This window comes from Pseudomonas sp. TE24901 (assembly GCF_054058375.1).
The window spans coordinates 29,589-45,035 of sequence record NZ_JBSSAF010000011.1; the positions used below are offsets into that span (position 1 = coordinate 29,589).

Consider the following 15,447-nt stretch of genomic DNA (forward strand, 5'->3'; position numbering starts at 1 on the left):
GGACACTCGGCGATTGGGTGTGATTTTGAGTGTAGGAACAAATGTGAGAATTTTCCTGTTTAACCGGAAAACCTTTTTTGAAGAGGCATAGGAAACGGGGACAAAGAAGGGGTGACAGGGTGCACTAAGTGCCCGGTCACTGGGGCGTTCGCGGGATCGGAAGTTGTCTTTCAAACTCACGGTGAAATGGCGCGGTTCTCCCTGTTAGTTGCTTCCAGAGGCGGTGTTCAAACCGGTTCGACGACAGCGGGGGCGTGTGATCAGTGACGCCGGGCAATGTATCCAGCACAATTTTTTGTTCGCCCCCGAGCGTGCGGATTAATCTGCGGGTTTTCCCAATGGAGGGTGTGAGCATGATCGACCTGGCGACCCTGGCGGTGTTTTCCGGTGCAGTCTTGTTGCTGCTGTTATCGCCGGGGCCGAACATGGCTTTTGTGATCAGTCACGGTGTTTCCCACGGCTGGCGCGGTGGCATGGCCGCGACCCTGGGCATCAGCGTGGCCGACCTGCTGCTGACGGCGTTGACCGCCACGGGCGTGACGGCGCTGGTGGCCAGTTGGCCGCCGTCCTTTGATCTGATCCGGTACGCGGGGGTGGTCTACTTGCTGTGGCTGGTGTTCAAGACCTTGCAGAAAAGCTCTGGGCTGGACACTGACGCGGTCAACCGTGTGCCACTTGGGCGGGTGTTTATGCACGCCACGCTCAACAGCTTGCTCAACCCGAAGGCGCTGTTGTTTTTCGTGGTGTTCCTGCCGCAATTCGTGCAACCGCAGGCGGGGCCCATTGCCCTGCAGTTGATGCTGCTCGGCGGGGTGTTGACGTTGATTGCTACGGTGTTTCATGGCCTGTTGGGCGTGTTCGGGGGCGCGTTGAGCCGGTTCTTTTCCAGCCGATCCCAAAGCGCCTGGCTGCAGAAATGGGGGCTGGCGACCGTGCTGATGGTGCTCGCGGCGCGATTGGCCGTGATGTCCCGCCCGACCTGACACCACGAATCCCGAACGATGCGACATCCCTGTAGGAGCCGGCAAGCCGGCTCCTACAGGGTTTTGAGCTCCTACAGGTGTTGTCAGCCCAGGCGTGCCGCGGCCCGTGCGACGATTTCACCACGGGTCTTGCGCGATTCGGCGGTGCGTTTGCGTGCTTCTTCCAGCACATGCTTGGGCGCGGTCTCCGGGCTGCCCGAATCGAACGGTGGCGCCGGTGCGTATTCAATCTGCAATTGCACCAGTTGTGCGGCCGCTTCGCTGTAGAGCTCGGCCGCCAGGGTCAGGGCAAAATCGATCCCGGCCGTGATGCCGCCTCCGGTCAACAGGTTGCCGTCACGCACCACACGCGCTTGCACCGGGGTCGCGCCGAGCGGGGCGAGCAGGTCGTGGTAAGCCCAATGGGTGGTGGCTTTGCGACCGCGCAGCAAGCCCGCTGCGCCCAGCACCAGCGAGCCGGTGCACACCGAGGTCACGTAGCGCGCGGTCTGTGCCTGGGCCTTGAGGAAGTCCAGGGTCTGCGGGTCTTCCATCAACGCACCCACGCCGGAACCCCCCGGTACGCAGATCACATCCAGGTTCGGGCACTCGGCATAGGTCATCGTCGGCGCGAACACCAACCCGGTGCTGGACGTGACCGGCGCCAAGTCCTTCCACACCAGGTGCAGCTTCACGTCGGGCAACGAGCCGAGTACGTCATACGGGCCGGTGAGGTCGAGTTGCTGGATACCGGGAAACAACAGAAAGCCGATCTGCAAGGTCATGAATGAAGCTCCGATAAAGGGGTGGACGGCTTCACTGTAGAGGCCTAGGCTTTGGCGAATACGCCATTGAGCCCACAAATCACGCCAATCATGCCGAGACTCATCCACGTACTCGCTTTTGAGAATGCCCAGGTGCTCGACGTAACCGGGCCACTGCAAGTGTTCGCCTCCACCAATGACCTGGCGCGCCAGCGCGGTTTGCCGCTGCCCTACGCGGTGTCGGTGATCGCCGCTCAGTCGGAACCGGTGAAAACCTCGGCCGGGCTGGCCCTGGTGGCCGAGCCGCTGCCCGCCGTCGACCAGCCCTGTGACACCCTGGTGATCGCCGGTGGCTGGGGCGTGTACGGTGCCGCCGAAGACCCGGCCCTGGTCGACTGGGTACGCGAAAAGGCCCGGCATACCCGGCGCATGGCGTCGGTGTGCACTGGTGCGTTCCTGCTGGCGGCCAGTGGTTTGCTCGACGGTTGCCGCGTGGCCACCCACTGGACGCGCTGCGAAGAACTGGCGCGCAAGTTTCCGCTGCTGACGGTGGAGTCCAATCCAATCTTCATCCGGCAAGGCGCCATCTGGACGTCAGCCGGTGTCACCGCCGGCATCGACCTGTGCCTGGCGCTGGTAGAAGAAGACATGGGACGCGCCATCGCCCTGGAAGTGGCGCGGCACCTGGTGGTGTTTCTCAAGCGCCCGGGGGGCCAATCGCAATTCAGCGTGGCGCTGTCCCTGCAAAAGGGCGACAGCCGTTTTGCCCAGCTCCATGCCTGGATGGCGGAAAACCTCACCCTCGACCTCAACATCGCCACTCTGGCCGCCCAGGCAGGCATGAGTGAACGCAGCTTTGTGCGCCACTACCGCGCCGAGACCGGCCAGACCCCGGCACGGGCCGTCGAGCTGATCCGCGTGGAAACTGCGCGCCGGCAATTGGCGGACAGCAGCGCCTCGATCAAACGCATTGCCGTGCAATGCGGTTTCGGCTGTGAAGAGACCTTGCGCCGCAGCTTCCTGCGGGCTTTGTCGGTGACGCCCCAGGCTTACCGCGAACGTTTTTCGCCGGTGTCGTAGGCACGTAATGCCTGTAGCGCTTCAAGGGTGATCTGCGGCGCTTCCTGGAACACATTGTGGCCAACGCCGGGCAGTACCTGGCGGCGATAAAAACCGGTGAAGTGGTCTACGTCGTCATCTTCCTCCGGCGCCGGGCCCACGCCATCGTCGGCGCCGCACAAGGAAATGCTCGGCACCGAGATCGGCGGTTTCAGCGCCAGGGCCTGTTCGATGGGCTCCAAGGCCGGATCGCCCGGGGCGTACATGAAACGATGACGGTACGAATGAATCACCACCTCGACAAAATCCGGGTTATCGAACGACGGCGCCGTCTTGGCATACAGCCCTGGCCCCTCGGCCCAGGTTGGCGACCACAGGCGCCACAACAGCTCGCATAACTCGCGGCGGTTGGCGGTCAAGCCGTCCACGCCACGCTGGGTATGAAAGTAGAACTGGTACCACAGCCGATGCTCCGTCTCCGGCGCCCTGGGCTTGAGTGACTTGGCAATGTCCTGGATGTTGTAGCCGTCCCCGGTCACCAGCGCGCGCACCCGCTGCGGCCACAGCGCCGCGACGATGCACGCAGCACGCCCACCCCAGTCAAAGCCGACAAGGGTGGCCTGGGGGATCGACAGCGCATCCATGAAATCCAGCAGGTCGGTGCCCAGCGCCGCCTGTTGCCCGGAGCGCATCACCTGCTCACTGACAAACCGCGTCGGGCCATACCCGCGCAAGTACGGCACCAACACGCGGTAGCCGCGTTCGGCCAGCACCGGTGCAATCTCGTCATAGCCACGCGGGTCATAGGGGAAGCCATGCAACAGGATCACCGGCTCGCCACTGGCGGGCCCGTAGGCCTCATACGCCACATTGAGCATCGGGGTGCGGACATAAAGCCGCGAAGCAGTTGGACTCATGGTGGGCTCTAACGCAGTAGCCGAAGGTGCACAGACTTTAGCCCAAACCGATGACGGCGCGTGGTGCAGTTTAAGGCAGGGGGGTTACTTGTCTAGGCCGAGGTCGGCACTTTCCAACACGTGTTTGAAGTGGTGCCGCCACAAATCCACCCCCAATTTTCCCGACCGATCCAGCGACGAGCCCACCGTCAAATCACTGATCAACGTCGGCTGCAACCCGGCATCAAACAACGCAAAACCCGCCGCCAGCACGCAGGTGTCGGTCTGGATGCCACACACCAATACCCGTTCCGGCGCCAGCGCCTTGAGGTAGGCGATCGTCTCGGGCGTGGGTGCATAGCCGTGCTTGATGAAGATGCGATCCGCCGCAATCAGGCTGTGGTCATCCGGTGCGGGCTGCCAGCCCAGTTGGCGGGCGAAGGGGGTGATGCTTTCGTCGTGGCGTTCCACGGTGGCCACCGACGGCAAGTGGCCGAGCAGGGCGTTGATGCCGTCGATCAGCCACGCCGGTGGGTTGAAGGACGGTTGCACGTCGATGATCAGCAGTACCTGGCGCATTGCAGCTCCTGAGGGCGGCCCGAGGGCTGCCCATTGTGCACACGCCGCTTCAGGGTTGCCAGGTGGTCTTCTCCCCGCTGAGTTTGCGGTCCAGGAAGGTCGCCGCACTGATCAATGCCAAATGGCTCAAGGCCTGGGGCGTGTTGCCCAGGTGCCGGGCCTGGCTGTCGAACTCTTCGGCGTACAAGCCCAAGGGGTTGGCGTAGCGCAGCAACTGCTCGAACTCCAGGTGAGCCTTTTCCACTTGCCCGGCGCGGGCCAGGCATTCGACGTACCAGAACGAGCAGGCGGCGAATGCGCCTTCGGTGCCTTGCAGGCCGTCGATCTGGCTGTCGTCGTTGCGGTAGCGGTAGACCATGCCGTCGCGCACCAGGCTTTTCTGGATCGCCTCCAGTGTGCTCAACCACCGCGGGTCGGTGGCCGCGACAAAGCGCACCAGCGGCATCAGCAGCATCGAACCGTCGAGTGCCGTGCTGCCGATGTGCTGCACGAAGTGGCCGCGCTCTTCATTCCAGAAATTGCTCCAGATGTCGGCATAGATGGCTTGGCGTGTTTCATCCCAGCGGGCGAAAGGAGCGGGCAGCGAGCGTTTGGACGCCAGGCGGATCGCGCGGTCCAGCGCCACCCAGCACATCAGACGCGAGTGCAGGAAGTGATGCTGCTCGCCGCGCATTTCCCAGATGCCCACGTCCTGTGTGTTCCAGATTTCGCAGACCTGGTCGGCGACTTCCACCGTGTGTTTCCAGCCTTGGTGAGAGATGGCTTCGCCGTACTTGTTGACCAGGTACACCGCGTCCATCAGCTCGCCGTAGATATCCAGCTGGATCTGGTCGAACGCCTCATTGCCGATGCGCACCGGCTGGGCGCCACCGTGGCCGCTCAAGTGCGCAAGCGTGGCTTCGGGCAGTTCCTGGCGGCCGTCGATGCCGTAGAGGATATTGATTTTGGTCGGTTGGCCGCAGCAATCGCTGACCCGGCCCTTGAGCCAGCGCATATAGGCGTTGGCTTCCTCGACAAAGCCCAGGCGCATGAACGCATACACGGTGAACGAAGCGTCGCGGATCCAGGTGTAGCGGTAGTCCCAATTGCGCTCGCCGCCGGGCGCCTCGGGCAGGCCGAAGGTGGCAGCGGCGATGATTGCGCCGTGTTTGCGCGAGGTCAGCAGCTTGAGCGCCAGGGCCGAGCGGTTGACCATTTCACGCCAGCGCCCCCGGTAGTTGGATTGGGCGATCCAGCCGCGCCAGAATTTCAAGGTGTGCGCCAGGACGAGGTCGGTGCAGCGGCTGTCGACGCGTTCGTCGTCTTCACCGCCGAGCACAAACTCGGCGCCTTCGTCCTGGGCCAGGGTGAAGGTGGCGACGGCTGCAGCGTCTTTGATCTGCAACGGCTGGCTGCTGGCGAGGAGGAGGCCGGGTTGGCCGTCGGCGCTGAACAGCACCTTACCGTCCACGGCGCTGGCCCGGGTGGACGTGCGCGCATAGTCATGGCGCACGGCGCAGCGCAGGTGAATGGTTGCGTTGCCGCTGACCACCCGCACCCGCCGCACCAGCAGCGGCAGGTCGTCGATGTCTTCGCTGATCACCAGCAGGTCGGTGATTTCCACCACGGCTTCGTCGCTGAGCCAGCGGGTTTGCAACACGTTGGTGTCGGGCAGGTAGATCTGCTCGCGGCGGGCGTGGGGCAGGTCAGGGGTGAGCTGGAAGGCACCGGCCTGGGGGGTGTCCAGCAGCGAACAGAAGATCGACGGGCTGTCGAATTCCGGCCAGCAGAAAAAGTCGATGCTGCCCTTGTCGTTGATCAGCGCCGCACTGCGCATGTCGCCGATGATGCCGTGGGCATCGATGGCACTCTGAGGTTCGTTGTTGAAATCAACCATTGCCACGGAACTCCGGATACAGGCTCATGCCGCCATCGATAAACAGGGTGCTGCCCACCACATAGTCGGAAGCATCGCTGGCCAGCCAGACCACCGCATTGGCGACGTCTTCCACATCCCCCACACGACCGTAGGGGATCAGCTTGAGCAGTTCTTTTTCGGCGGCGCCTTCGGTGGCTGCGCGATTGATTGCGGTACGGATCGCCCCGGGCGCAATACCGTTGATGCGGATACGTTGTTCGCTGACTTCCTGGGCGAGGGTGCGCATCAACATTTCCACGCCGCCTTTGGACGCCGCGTAATTCACATGCCCGGCCCAGGGGATCACCTGGTGCACCGAACTCATGTGGATGATCTTGCCGGCCGCCCGCGACACACCATCACGCACGCCCTGGCGGTTGAAAATACGCACGGCGGCCCGCGCGCACAGGAACTGGCCGGTGAGGTTGACGCCGATCACGGTGTTCCAGTCGTCGAGCGTCATGTCGACCAAGTTGGCGTCTTTCTGCAGGCCGGAATTGGCCACCAGGATATCCAGGTGGCCGAAGGCATCGAGGGTTTGCGCGAACAGGCGTTCGACGTCGGCCTCTTTGGACACGTCGCCGCCAATGGCGATTGCACGCCCGCCGCTGGCATTGATCTGCGCCGCCAGGGCTTCTGCCGGCACCGCCTGGGAATTGTAATTGAGCACCACCGCCGCACCGGCTGCGGCCAGGGCCTTTGCCGCGCCTGCCCCAATGCCGGAGCTGGCGCCGGTGACCAGGGCCACTTGTTGCTGCAACGAAATCTGCATCGCCCACCCACCGTTTTATGAGAGTCCTCTCAGCTGACTGGTGCGGCGCTGTGGAAGTTCACCGGGGTTGGATGAAGACCGATTCATACATAATGTGGCAACAGTATTTGTCCATTCGCTCGGGTTTTACCGACGGTTTCAAGGCTTGATGACCCCGATCTGCTGCAAAAAGGTCAGGTTATCTTCCAGGTGCCAGTTCTCGGCAATCTTGCCGTCGGCGATGCGATAGATATCCGTCGCAATGAAGTTCACCGCCTGCCCCTGGCCCTGCACGCCGTTGAACGTGCCGGTGAAATGCCCGGTGAAGCGCAGGTGCGAAACGACCCGATCACCGCTGACAATCATTTGCTGCACCTCGCACTGCAAGTCAGGTACCGCGCCGTGAAAAGCCTTCGACGCCGCCAGTGGGCCTGCGAGGCCTTGAGGGCGGCCTGGCGGCAAGGCCCGGTCCATAAAATCGGCGGCCAACGCTTCACGCGCAAGTGCCGGGTCGCCGGATGACCAGAAGGTTGCGTAGCGGCGTGCTGCGAGGGTCTGCGCCTGGATGTGCGTGGGCTTGGCGCCTGGCTCGGTAATAAGGACTTTGGGTTTTAGCAGTGGCGGTTCCGCAGCCGTGACGAGCGGGCTCATGACAGCAGCAGCTAGCATTGCGACGGCCATTAGCGTACGCATCAGGCTTCTCCCGCGGTGAGTGTTGGATAGTCGCTGTAACCCTTGGCGCTGCCGCCAAACAGTGTGGCGTGGTCGAGTGGGGCGAGGGGCAGGTCCTGGGCCAGGCGCAATGGCAGGTCCGGGTTGGCCACAAAAGGCCGGCCGAACGCCACAAGGTCGGCGTAGCCGTGGCTGATGACCCACTCGGCACGTTGGACGTCGTAGTTGCCGGCGACGATGATCGGGTTGCTGAAGCGGGCACGTATCGCTTGGCGGAAGGCTTCGGTAAACACCGGCGCGTCATCCCAGTCGGCCTCTACCAGGTGCAGGTAGCCGATGCCTTTGCCTTGCAGATACTGAGCCGCCTCAAGAATGGTCGGCAGAATATCCGGGCAGGCCATGCCGCGCGCGGTCAGGAACGGCGCCAGGCGAATCGCGGTGCGCTCGGCGCCGATTTCCTCGCTGACTGCGTCGACCACTTCCTGCAAAAAACGCAGGCGGTTGGCGCGCGAGCCACCGTACTCATCGGTACGCGTGTTGGAGGTGGTGCGCAGGAACTGGTCGATCAGATAGCCGTTGGCCCCGTGAATCTCGACGCCATCGAAGCCCGCACGCATCGCCCGGCGCGCAGCCTGGCGGAAGTCCTCGACGATCTGCTGGATTTCGGCGTGGGTCAGTGCGCGAGGCGTCGGGCAATCGACCATGGCGCCCTGCCCGGTGGCGGGGTCGACTTTCCAGATTTGCCCTTCAAAAGGCTCGGCGGAAGGCGCCACGGGCAACTCGCCGTTGTGAAAATCGGGATGGGACAACCGCCCCACATGCCACAGTTGCAGGAAGATGCGCCCACCCTCGACGTGCACCGCTTCGGTCACGCCCTGCCAGCCGTGTACCTGCGCTTCGCTGTGGATACCGGGGGTGAAAGAGTAGCCCTTGCCTTGAGGTGAAATCTGCGTGGCTTCGGTGACGATCAAGGCCGCCGAAGCTCGCTGCGCGTAGTACTGCGCGTTCAGGGCATTGGGGATATCGCCGGGTTGGCTGCTGCGTGCACGCGTCATGGGAGCCATGACCACGCGATGGCGCGCGCTGATTCCAGCGAAGGTGATCGGACTGAACAGCGTCGAGAGTGTCGTCATGGTGAAGATCTCCTGATGGTGAGGTGATTACATGGCGCCAGTCTGCGACAGGGGATCCAGATTGATAATTGAGCTACTGTTTGATGGATATTCAAAAAAATTGGAATAATCATGGACAACTTGGGTGACATCCGTTTGTTTGTCGAAGCCGCGCAGTTGGGCGGTCTCTCGCTGGCAGGTCGCAAATTGGGGCTGTCGCCGGCCGCCGCCAGCGCGCGGTTGCACAAGCTTGAGTCCTCGTTGGCTACCCGCTTGTTCGAGCGCACCACGCGTCAACTGCGCCTCACCGATGAGGGCCGGCTTTATCTGGAACACTGCCGCCAAGCCCTGCAAGCGTTGGACGATGCCCGTGCGGCACTGTCGGCAGAAAAAAACGAGATTCGCGGCAAGATCCGTATTTCGGCCACTTCGGACTTTGGCCGTCATGTCCTCAACCCATGGCTGGACGAATTTACGGCCCGATACCCGCAGGTGGTGCCGGCGCTGCAGTTGTCCGATTCACTCTCGCACCTGATCGCCGACGACGTCGACCTGGTGATCCGATTCGGCGTGCCCCCGGACAGCTCGCTGATCGCCCGACCGCTGGCTGACAATCGCCGCGTGCTGTGCGCGGCGCCCGGTTACCTGGCCCGCAAGGGCACGCCGGACCATCCGCGACAATTGGCCGATTTCGATCATATCGTCGCGGGGCAGTCAGGCTGGTCGAATGAATGGCGCTTGCAGCGTGGCGCGGAGGAGGTGCTGTTCAAGGTACCGCTGGAGGCAGCCCGGGAAACCAACGACGGTGCTCTCGCTCGGCAATGGGCGGTGGACGGCCATGGCATTGTGCTGAAGTCAGTCTGGGACGTGGCGGCGGATCTCGCCGCCGGACGCCTGATACGGCTGATGCCCGAGTGGCAAACAGCTGAAGCGCCGGTGCATGCGCTTTACCCGCGCAGCCGTTATCTGGCGCCGAGGGTGAGAGCACTGTTGGATTTTTTGCGTGAACGGTTCGAGCAGGCTTCGGGACAGATGCCGTGCTAAGGCGGTGTGGCGGGGCGAGGGCCGATATTTTTTTGGGTAATCCATTAACCACAGACACGACGGGTAGCAATTGCTCCACTTAATAGGAAGCATTACTATTCACGCCCCCGCCTTCCCAGTGCACCCGCGATGATTCCTCAGCCGCCCCGCAGAACAGGCTTTTTCGAGCATTACGAAGAGTTGATCGGAACCTGGACGCGCCGCCTGAGAAACCGTCAGCAGGCCGAAGACCTGGCCCACGACACCTTTGTGCGGGTGCTCGAGTCGCGTTCGACCGAGGTTGAGCAACCGCGCGCCTATCTGCATCAGACGGCGCGCAATATCGCCGTTGACGCCTACCGCCGCGAAGACCGTCGCGAGACGCTGGCGCTGGAAGCCCTAGAGCAGAGTTCGCCTCACAGTGGCGACCCGGAGCATTTCATGCACGCGATCCAGTTGGCGGACTCCATCGAGCGGGCTTTGGCCGAGTTGCCGCTCAACTGCCGCAAGATCTTCATCTGGCAGAAAATCGAGGGCCTCACCCAGCAGGAAATCGCCGTGCGCCTGGGCCTGTCCAAGAACATGGTGGAAAAGTATATGATCCGCACCCTGCGGCATCTGCGTGACCGCCTGGACGCGATCGCCCCATGAACCCAGCTCGCCCTGAAACAGGACCTTCCATGATGGATAGCCGTGCCCGCGACGAAGCCGCGCAATGGTTTGTACGCCTGCAAGACGGCCCGTTGAGCGGTGAAGAGCGCCAACGGTTTGATGCCTGGCGCGCGGAGCAGCCCTCGCATCAATATGAATTCGATGTCTTGCAAGGGCTGTGGAGCGCCACCGATCTGCTGCCCAAGGCCCGGTTGCAAGCCCTGTGCGATGCGCCGGCCGAGCGCCCCAAACGCCGTGCCCTCCTGCGTTATGCAGTGGCTGCGAGCGTGGTGGCTGTCGCCCTGGGGCTGGGCCTGTTCAGCGGCCTGGATCACCCGAAACCCTACAGCGCCGAATTCAGCACCCGCCTGGGCGAGCACCGCCAGGTGGCGTTGCCCGACGGTTCGGTGATGGACCTCAACAGCCGCAGCGTGGTCGCCGTGCACTATGAAAAGGGCCGGCGCGGTGTGGAGCTCAAACAGGGCGAAGCGATGTTCAGCGTCGAACATGACACCAGTCGCCCCTTTATCGTGGCGGCCGGGGCAGGGCAGGTGACGGTCACTGGCACGCGGTTTGACGTGCGCCGTGATGACGACCAGACCCGCGTGGTGGTGGAGGCCGGCACGGTCAAGGTACAAGGGCGTTCTGCGGACCAGAGCGTGACGCTGACGGCAGGCCGGGGCACCCATATCGATGCACAAGGGCAAGTCGCCACAGCGTACGCCGTGAACGCTGACGAACTGACGGCCTGGCGCACGGGCAAACTGGTGTTCAACAACGCCAGCCTCGGTGAAGTGGCGCGGGAAGTGTCGCGCTATCGCGAGCAGCCATTGCGGGTCAGCACGGCCGCGGTGAGAGACCTGCGCTTGACCAGCGTGTTCAAGTCCAGTGACACCGACGCCTTGCTCAAAGCCTTGCCGCACATCCTGCCGGTGGCCTTGCGCACCTTGCCGGATGGCAGCCAGGAAATTATTTCACGCTGACGTTCAGGTTTTTTCCGAGTTCTTCGTCTTCTCCTGCAACTGCAACTGGTTTGCATTAACAGCCGCACACTCTTGCGATCACAGGACTAGGTTCGACGTGAAAAAACTCGCCGTGAAAAACAATAAAGTCTCCCGCTGGGCGCCCCTGGCCCTCGCACTGGCCGTCAGCGCCGCGCTGCCCGAAGCCTATGCCGATGACGGCATTCACATCCGCGCCCAACCTTTGGGCGCGGCGCTGAGCCAGCTGGGCCAGCAGACCTCCCTGCAAGTGTTCTTCAGCCCCGACATGGTTGCCGGCAAGCAGGCGCCTGCGGTCGACGGCAACCTCTCGCCTGAACAAGCCCTGCGCCAATTGCTGCAAGGCAGCGGCCTGGACTACCAGATCGATGCGGGCTCCGTGACCCTGCGCCCGCTGAGCAAGGGCACCGGTGAAGCTGGCTCGCCCCTGGAACTGGGCGTGACCGACATCAAGGTGGTCGGCGACTGGCTGGGTGACGCCAACGCCGAAGTGGTGCAGAACCACCCGGGCGCACGTACCGTGATCCGTCGCGAGGCGATGGTGGAGCAGGGCGCGATGAACGTCGGCGACGTGTTGCGCCGTGTGCCGGGTGTGCAGGTGCAAGAGTCCAACGGCACCGGTGGCAGCGATATTTCCCTCAACGTCGGTGTGCGTGGTCTTACGTCGCGCCTGTCACCACGTTCCACGGTGCTGATTGACGGCGTACCGGCCGCGTTTGCCCCCTATGGCCAGCCGCAACTGTCGATGGCGCCGATTTCCGCCGGCAACCTGGACAGCATCGACGTGGTGCGTGGCGCCGGCTCCGTGCGTTATGGGCCACAAAACGTCGGTGGCGTGATCAACTTCGTGACCCGCGCCATTCCCGAGAAATTCTCCGGCGACGTCGGCACCACCCTGCAAACCTCGGCCCACGGCGGCTGGAAGCACATCGAAAACGCCTTCGTCGGCGGTACGGCCGACAACGGTATTGGCGCGGCGTTGCTGTACTCCGGTGTGAAGGGCAACGGTTATCGCAGCAGCAATAACTCCAACGACATCGACGACGTGATCTTCAAGACCCACTGGGCCCCGACCGATCAAGACGATTTCTCGCTCAACTTCCACTACTACGACGCCAGCGCCGACATGCCCGGTGGCCTGACCCAGAAGCAGTTCGACGCCAACCCGTACCAATCGGTGCGTGACTGGGACAACTTCAGCGGGCGCCGCAAAGATATGTCCTTCAAGTACATCCGTCAGATCGACGACCGTACCCAGGCCGAAGTGCTGACCTACTACTCCGACAGTTTCCGTGGCAGCAACATCGCCAACCGCGACCTGAAAACCATCGGCTCCTACCCGCGCACCTACTACACCTTCGGCATCGAGCCGCGGGTGTCCCATGTGTTCGACGTGGGCCCCAGCACCCAGGAAGTCAGCCTGGGTTATCGCTACCTCAAGGAAGGCATGCACGAGCAGGCCAGCAGCCTGAACCTGGTCAACAATGTGCCCACGCCAGGCGGTCAGAGCGATGGCCATGTCTACCAGGACCGCACCGGTGGCACTGAAGCCAACGCCTTCTATATCGACAACAAGGTCGATATCGGCAAGTGGACCATCACCCCGGGTATTCGCTTCGAAGACATCCGCACCGAATGGCACGACCGCCCGGTGGTGGCCCTGAACGGCACCCGCACCCAGGAAAAACGCCGCGAGGTCCACAACAACGAACCGCTGCCGGCCCTGAGCGTGATGTACCACGTCTCCGATGCCTGGAAACTGTTTGCCAACTATGAAACCTCGTTTGGCAGCCTGCAGTATTTCCAGCTGGGGCAGGGCGGCACCGGCGACCAGACCGCCAACGGTCTGAACCCGGAGAAAGCCAAGACCTACGAGATCGGCACGCGCTACAACGACAGCGTCTGGGGCGGCGAAGTGACGCTGTTCTACATCGACTTCTCGGATGAACTGCAATACGTCAGCAACGACGTGGGCTGGACCAACCTGGGCGCCACCAAGCACCAGGGGATCGAGACCTCGGCCCACTATGACCTGTCGAACCTGGACCCACGCCTGGAGGGCCTGACCGCCAGCGCCGGTTTCACCTACACCAAGGCCACCTCCGAAGGTGACGTGCCGTTCAAGGGCCGCGACCTGCCGTTGTACTCCCGTGAAGTGGCGACCCTGGGCCTGCGTTACGACGTGAACCACTGGACCCACAACCTGGACGTCTTCGCCCAGTCCGGCCAACGTGCGCCCGGCACCGGTACCACCTACATCACCCAGGGCACTGCCGATGGCCAGTACGGCGATATCCCGGGTTATGTCTCGGTCAACGTGCGCAGCGGATATGACTTTGGCGCGCAACTGTCGAACCTGAAACTGGGTGTGGGCGTGAAAAACGTCTTCGACCAGCAGCACTACACCCGTTCCAGCGACAACAACGCCGGGTTGTACCTGGGCGAGCCGCGCACGTTCTTCGTGCAGGCCAGCGTCGGGTTCTGACCTGCCGTCGACGTGAACAATCGCAGCCCCAGGGCTGCGATTTTTTTTGCCGGTTTTTTGTGTCTGGAACGGTTTATGCCCAATTGCCACATAGGTCACATCCGCCGGCTTGATCAAGCCGGGCGTTATTCAGATCTCGAGTCAGGGCCAACCAATGACGTCTACCTCGTTTCATTCTTCGCAGAGCATGCGGCACGAGCCTTTGCGCGGTGTGGGTGAAGCTGAACCGCCAGCGCCCGACGACAATGCAGTCGGGCTGGCATCGCCGATGCTGTCAGATGACCATGCCGCCCAAGTCCATCGAATGAGGACCTTCGTTGGCCAGCGCAAATTCCAGGCGCCTGTCGCCGATGACTTTTCCCGCGGCATGCTGGCCAGTGGGCAACCTCCAGCTCCCCGCAGTCAATCTTCGAAACGCACCGGCACTGCGCTGATCAACGACCTGGTCGCCTGGTGGCGCAAGCAGAAGGCGGACTGATCCTGCACTCACCGGGTTTTTACATGCTGAAATTGGTATTCGTGTGCAAACTGGAACTGCCGGGTTTATCCAGCCACATACTTGCAGCCGGCTGATGGGTTCAACGCGTTGAGCCTGGCCACTACGGTGGCATTCATCGAGCAAGTATGCATTTGAGACAAGTTGGAGAAACCGCATGACTATCGAGGGCGCATTACCTCACGCATGGCAGACGATCTTGGACGGATCGGCTGCACGGCCGGCCGCGCCTCCCCCCACGGCCCACTCGGGCGCGTGGAGCGGGGCCCCGGGCACGGCCCAGGCTCAAGACCTTCCACAGGGGCCAGCGTCTCGCAGGCCTCTGTTGTTGCGTGGAGCGCTGTCGGGGTTACATCGGCGCGCGTTGCAAAACCCTCCTGCTGCGCGCACGACCTTTTCGCAACCCGGAGCAACATCGACGGACAGTCAATTGGCCGCAGCCCTTGAGAAAGGCTATGACATGTTGCACCCCTTCCTGAAGGACGGACGCTTGACCTGCTCGTCACTGCAGCTCCTCGCCGCCCAGCGCATGGGTGAAAGCGAGGCATTGGACCGGGTGATCGCGGTGGCCCGGGAAATACTCCAGCGCCCCCGGTTGAGTGATGCAATCCTGAGCAGCGAGGGTGACATCACCCGTGACAGCCTGCGGGCCGCCGCCAGCGCGTTGCCGGGTAACAGCTCTCCAAGTGTGTACAGCCAGGACCCGTTCCATGCCCAGGGCAATGCCCAGGTGGTCCAGGCGTTTCAAGGTCTGTTCGAGCAGTTGAGGGATAAGTCCAAGGACCGTAGCTATTTTTTCGAGCCCCACCAATTCGTGGAAATCGTCACGCTCAAGAGGGTCATGCAGGATCCTTACGACGTCGATCAAAGAGGTGAGGCCGTGCTGGACCCTTCTACTGGCATGCCCCGGCCGAAGTACAGTGAGTTGTGTGTCTACACCGCGAAGAACATCATCGAACGCCCGGGGTTATTGCGTTCACTGGAGCGTGCCAATGGTGCTCGGCTGTTCGGCCCGCCCCACCAGGAAGGCTGGCTGAGCAACAAGAGCCTCGATCGCTGGTTGGAGCAGGATGAGGCTCACAAAGCGAGGTGACGGAGC

The 15,447-nt window shown here is 62.7% G+C and carries 15 protein-coding genes; 8 read left to right on the plus strand and 7 right to left on the minus strand.

Annotated elements, in window-relative coordinates; all coding sequences use genetic code 11:
- Nucleotides 1-353 precede the first annotated feature (353 nt).
- The gene (locus tag ACVWVP_RS21630; RefSeq protein WP_178925734.1) at nucleotides 354-983 is read left to right on the plus strand and encodes a LysE family translocator; all 630 of its coding nucleotides are present in this window, start codon (nucleotides 354-356) and stop codon (nucleotides 981-983) included.
- An 83-nt stretch (nucleotides 984-1,066) separates the two neighbouring features.
- Here ACVWVP_RS21630 and inhA read toward each other — a convergent pair whose 3' ends face one another.
- Nucleotides 1,067-1,747 carry an isonitrile hydratase gene (inhA, locus tag ACVWVP_RS21635; protein ID WP_457407939.1) on the minus strand — a complete coding sequence of 227 codons (681 nt, stop codon included), beginning with the start codon at nucleotides 1,745-1,747 and terminating at the stop codon, nucleotides 1,067-1,069.
- 90 nt (nucleotides 1,748-1,837) lie between these two features.
- Between inhA and ACVWVP_RS21640 the strand changes: the two genes are divergently transcribed.
- Nucleotides 1,838-2,806, plus strand: coding sequence for a GlxA family transcriptional regulator (locus tag ACVWVP_RS21640; protein ID WP_457407941.1), 969 nt, complete (start codon nucleotides 1,838-1,840; stop codon nucleotides 2,804-2,806).
- Here ACVWVP_RS21640 and ACVWVP_RS21645 read toward each other — a convergent pair.
- The 6 genes from ACVWVP_RS21645 to ACVWVP_RS21670 all read right to left on the minus strand — a co-directional run bounded on the left by ACVWVP_RS21645 (nucleotide 2,776) and on the right by ACVWVP_RS21670 (nucleotide 8,713).
- Nucleotides 2,776-3,702 carry an alpha/beta fold hydrolase gene (locus tag ACVWVP_RS21645; RefSeq protein ID WP_178925737.1) on the minus strand — a complete coding sequence of 309 codons (927 nt, stop codon included), beginning with the start codon at nucleotides 3,700-3,702 and terminating at the stop codon, nucleotides 2,776-2,778. The two genes, ACVWVP_RS21640 and ACVWVP_RS21645, sit on opposite strands and share 31 nt — an antisense overlap.
- Before the next feature lie 84 nt (nucleotides 3,703-3,786).
- Nucleotides 3,787-4,260, minus strand: coding sequence for an isochorismatase family protein (locus tag ACVWVP_RS21650; RefSeq protein WP_457407944.1), 474 nt, complete (start codon nucleotides 4,258-4,260; stop codon nucleotides 3,787-3,789).
- 49 nt (nucleotides 4,261-4,309) lie between these two features.
- Entirely contained in the window at nucleotides 4,310-6,136 is a 1,827-nt protein-coding gene (locus ACVWVP_RS21655; RefSeq protein WP_457407945.1) for a glycoside hydrolase family 15 protein, read from the minus strand.
- Nucleotides 6,129-6,929: an SDR family oxidoreductase gene (locus tag ACVWVP_RS21660; RefSeq protein ID WP_457407946.1), complete on the minus strand. Its 801-nt coding sequence runs from the start codon at nucleotides 6,927-6,929 to the stop codon at nucleotides 6,129-6,131. The genes ACVWVP_RS21655 and ACVWVP_RS21660 overlap by 8 nt, the downstream gene beginning before the upstream one ends.
- A 138-nt stretch (nucleotides 6,930-7,067) precedes the next feature.
- A complete protein-coding gene (locus ACVWVP_RS21665) occupies nucleotides 7,068-7,559 on the minus strand; it encodes an ester cyclase (RefSeq protein ID WP_457407948.1) in 492 nt (163 codons plus the stop codon).
- A gap of 41 nt (nucleotides 7,560-7,600) precedes the next feature.
- Entirely contained in the window at nucleotides 7,601-8,713 is a 1,113-nt protein-coding gene (locus ACVWVP_RS21670) for an alkene reductase (protein ID WP_457407949.1), read from the minus strand.
- Between the two features lie 111 nt (nucleotides 8,714-8,824).
- Here ACVWVP_RS21670 and ACVWVP_RS21675 point away from each other — a divergent pair, with 111 nt between their 5' ends.
- The 6 genes from ACVWVP_RS21675 to ACVWVP_RS21700 all read left to right on the plus strand — a co-directional run bounded on the left by ACVWVP_RS21675 (nucleotide 8,825) and on the right by ACVWVP_RS21700 (nucleotide 15,441).
- Nucleotides 8,825-9,736: a LysR family transcriptional regulator gene (locus ACVWVP_RS21675; protein WP_457407950.1), complete on the plus strand. Its 912-nt coding sequence runs from the start codon at nucleotides 8,825-8,827 to the stop codon at nucleotides 9,734-9,736.
- Nucleotides 9,737-9,865: 129 nt separating this feature from the next.
- Complete coding sequence (locus ACVWVP_RS21680; protein ID WP_176999320.1) at nucleotides 9,866-10,366, plus strand: sigma-70 family RNA polymerase sigma factor; 501 nt, start codon at nucleotides 9,866-9,868, stop codon at nucleotides 10,364-10,366.
- Between the two features lie 32 nt (nucleotides 10,367-10,398).
- A complete protein-coding gene (locus ACVWVP_RS21685; RefSeq protein ID WP_259174621.1) occupies nucleotides 10,399-11,349 on the plus strand; it encodes a FecR family protein in 951 nt (316 codons plus the stop codon).
- 97 nt (nucleotides 11,350-11,446) lie between these two features.
- Nucleotides 11,447-13,852, plus strand: a complete 2,406-nt coding sequence (locus ACVWVP_RS21690; protein WP_259174405.1) for a TonB-dependent siderophore receptor — start codon at nucleotides 11,447-11,449, stop codon at nucleotides 13,850-13,852.
- Nucleotides 13,853-14,156: 304 nt separating this feature from the next.
- The gene (locus tag ACVWVP_RS21695; RefSeq protein WP_457407953.1) at nucleotides 14,157-14,330 is read left to right on the plus strand and encodes a type III secretion effector protein; all 174 of its coding nucleotides are present in this window, start codon (nucleotides 14,157-14,159) and stop codon (nucleotides 14,328-14,330) included.
- Between the two features lie 478 nt (nucleotides 14,331-14,808).
- Nucleotides 14,809-15,441, plus strand: a complete 633-nt coding sequence (locus ACVWVP_RS21700; RefSeq protein ID WP_457407954.1) for a type III secretion effector protein — start codon at nucleotides 14,809-14,811, stop codon at nucleotides 15,439-15,441.
- The last annotated feature ends 6 nt before the right edge of the window (nucleotides 15,442-15,447 follow it).

What these genes read in the sequence shown, in the direction of transcription:
- ACVWVP_RS21630 (WP_178925734.1), top strand. Translation starts at nt 354, where the DNA reads ATGATCGACCTGGCGACCCTGGCGGTGTTTTCCGGTGCAGTCTTGTTG.
- inhA (WP_457407939.1), bottom strand. Translation starts at nt 1,747, where the DNA reads ATGACCTTGCAGATCGGCTTTCTGTTGTTTCCCGGTATCCAGCAACTC.
- ACVWVP_RS21640 (WP_457407941.1), top strand. Translation starts at nt 1,838, where the DNA reads ATGCCGAGACTCATCCACGTACTCGCTTTTGAGAATGCCCAGGTGCTC.
- ACVWVP_RS21645 (WP_178925737.1), bottom strand. Translation starts at nt 3,702, where the DNA reads ATGAGTCCAACTGCTTCGCGGCTTTATGTCCGCACCCCGATGCTCAAT.
- ACVWVP_RS21650 (WP_457407944.1), bottom strand. Translation starts at nt 4,260, where the DNA reads ATGCGCCAGGTACTGCTGATCATCGACGTGCAACCGTCCTTCAACCCA.
- ACVWVP_RS21655 (WP_457407945.1), bottom strand. Translation starts at nt 6,136, where the DNA reads ATGGTTGATTTCAACAACGAACCTCAGAGTGCCATCGATGCCCACGGC.
- ACVWVP_RS21660 (WP_457407946.1), bottom strand. Translation starts at nt 6,929, where the DNA reads ATGCAGATTTCGTTGCAGCAACAAGTGGCCCTGGTCACCGGCGCCAGC.
- ACVWVP_RS21665 (WP_457407948.1), bottom strand. Translation starts at nt 7,559, where the DNA reads ATGAGCCCGCTCGTCACGGCTGCGGAACCGCCACTGCTAAAACCCAAA.
- ACVWVP_RS21670 (WP_457407949.1), bottom strand. Translation starts at nt 8,713, where the DNA reads ATGACGACACTCTCGACGCTGTTCAGTCCGATCACCTTCGCTGGAATC.
- ACVWVP_RS21675 (WP_457407950.1), top strand. Translation starts at nt 8,825, where the DNA reads ATGGACAACTTGGGTGACATCCGTTTGTTTGTCGAAGCCGCGCAGTTG.
- ACVWVP_RS21680 (WP_176999320.1), top strand. Translation starts at nt 9,866, where the DNA reads ATGATTCCTCAGCCGCCCCGCAGAACAGGCTTTTTCGAGCATTACGAA.
- ACVWVP_RS21685 (WP_259174621.1), top strand. Translation starts at nt 10,399, where the DNA reads ATGGATAGCCGTGCCCGCGACGAAGCCGCGCAATGGTTTGTACGCCTG.
- ACVWVP_RS21695 (WP_457407953.1), top strand. Translation starts at nt 14,157, where the DNA reads ATGAGGACCTTCGTTGGCCAGCGCAAATTCCAGGCGCCTGTCGCCGAT.
- ACVWVP_RS21700 (WP_457407954.1), top strand. Translation starts at nt 14,809, where the DNA reads ATGTTGCACCCCTTCCTGAAGGACGGACGCTTGACCTGCTCGTCACTG.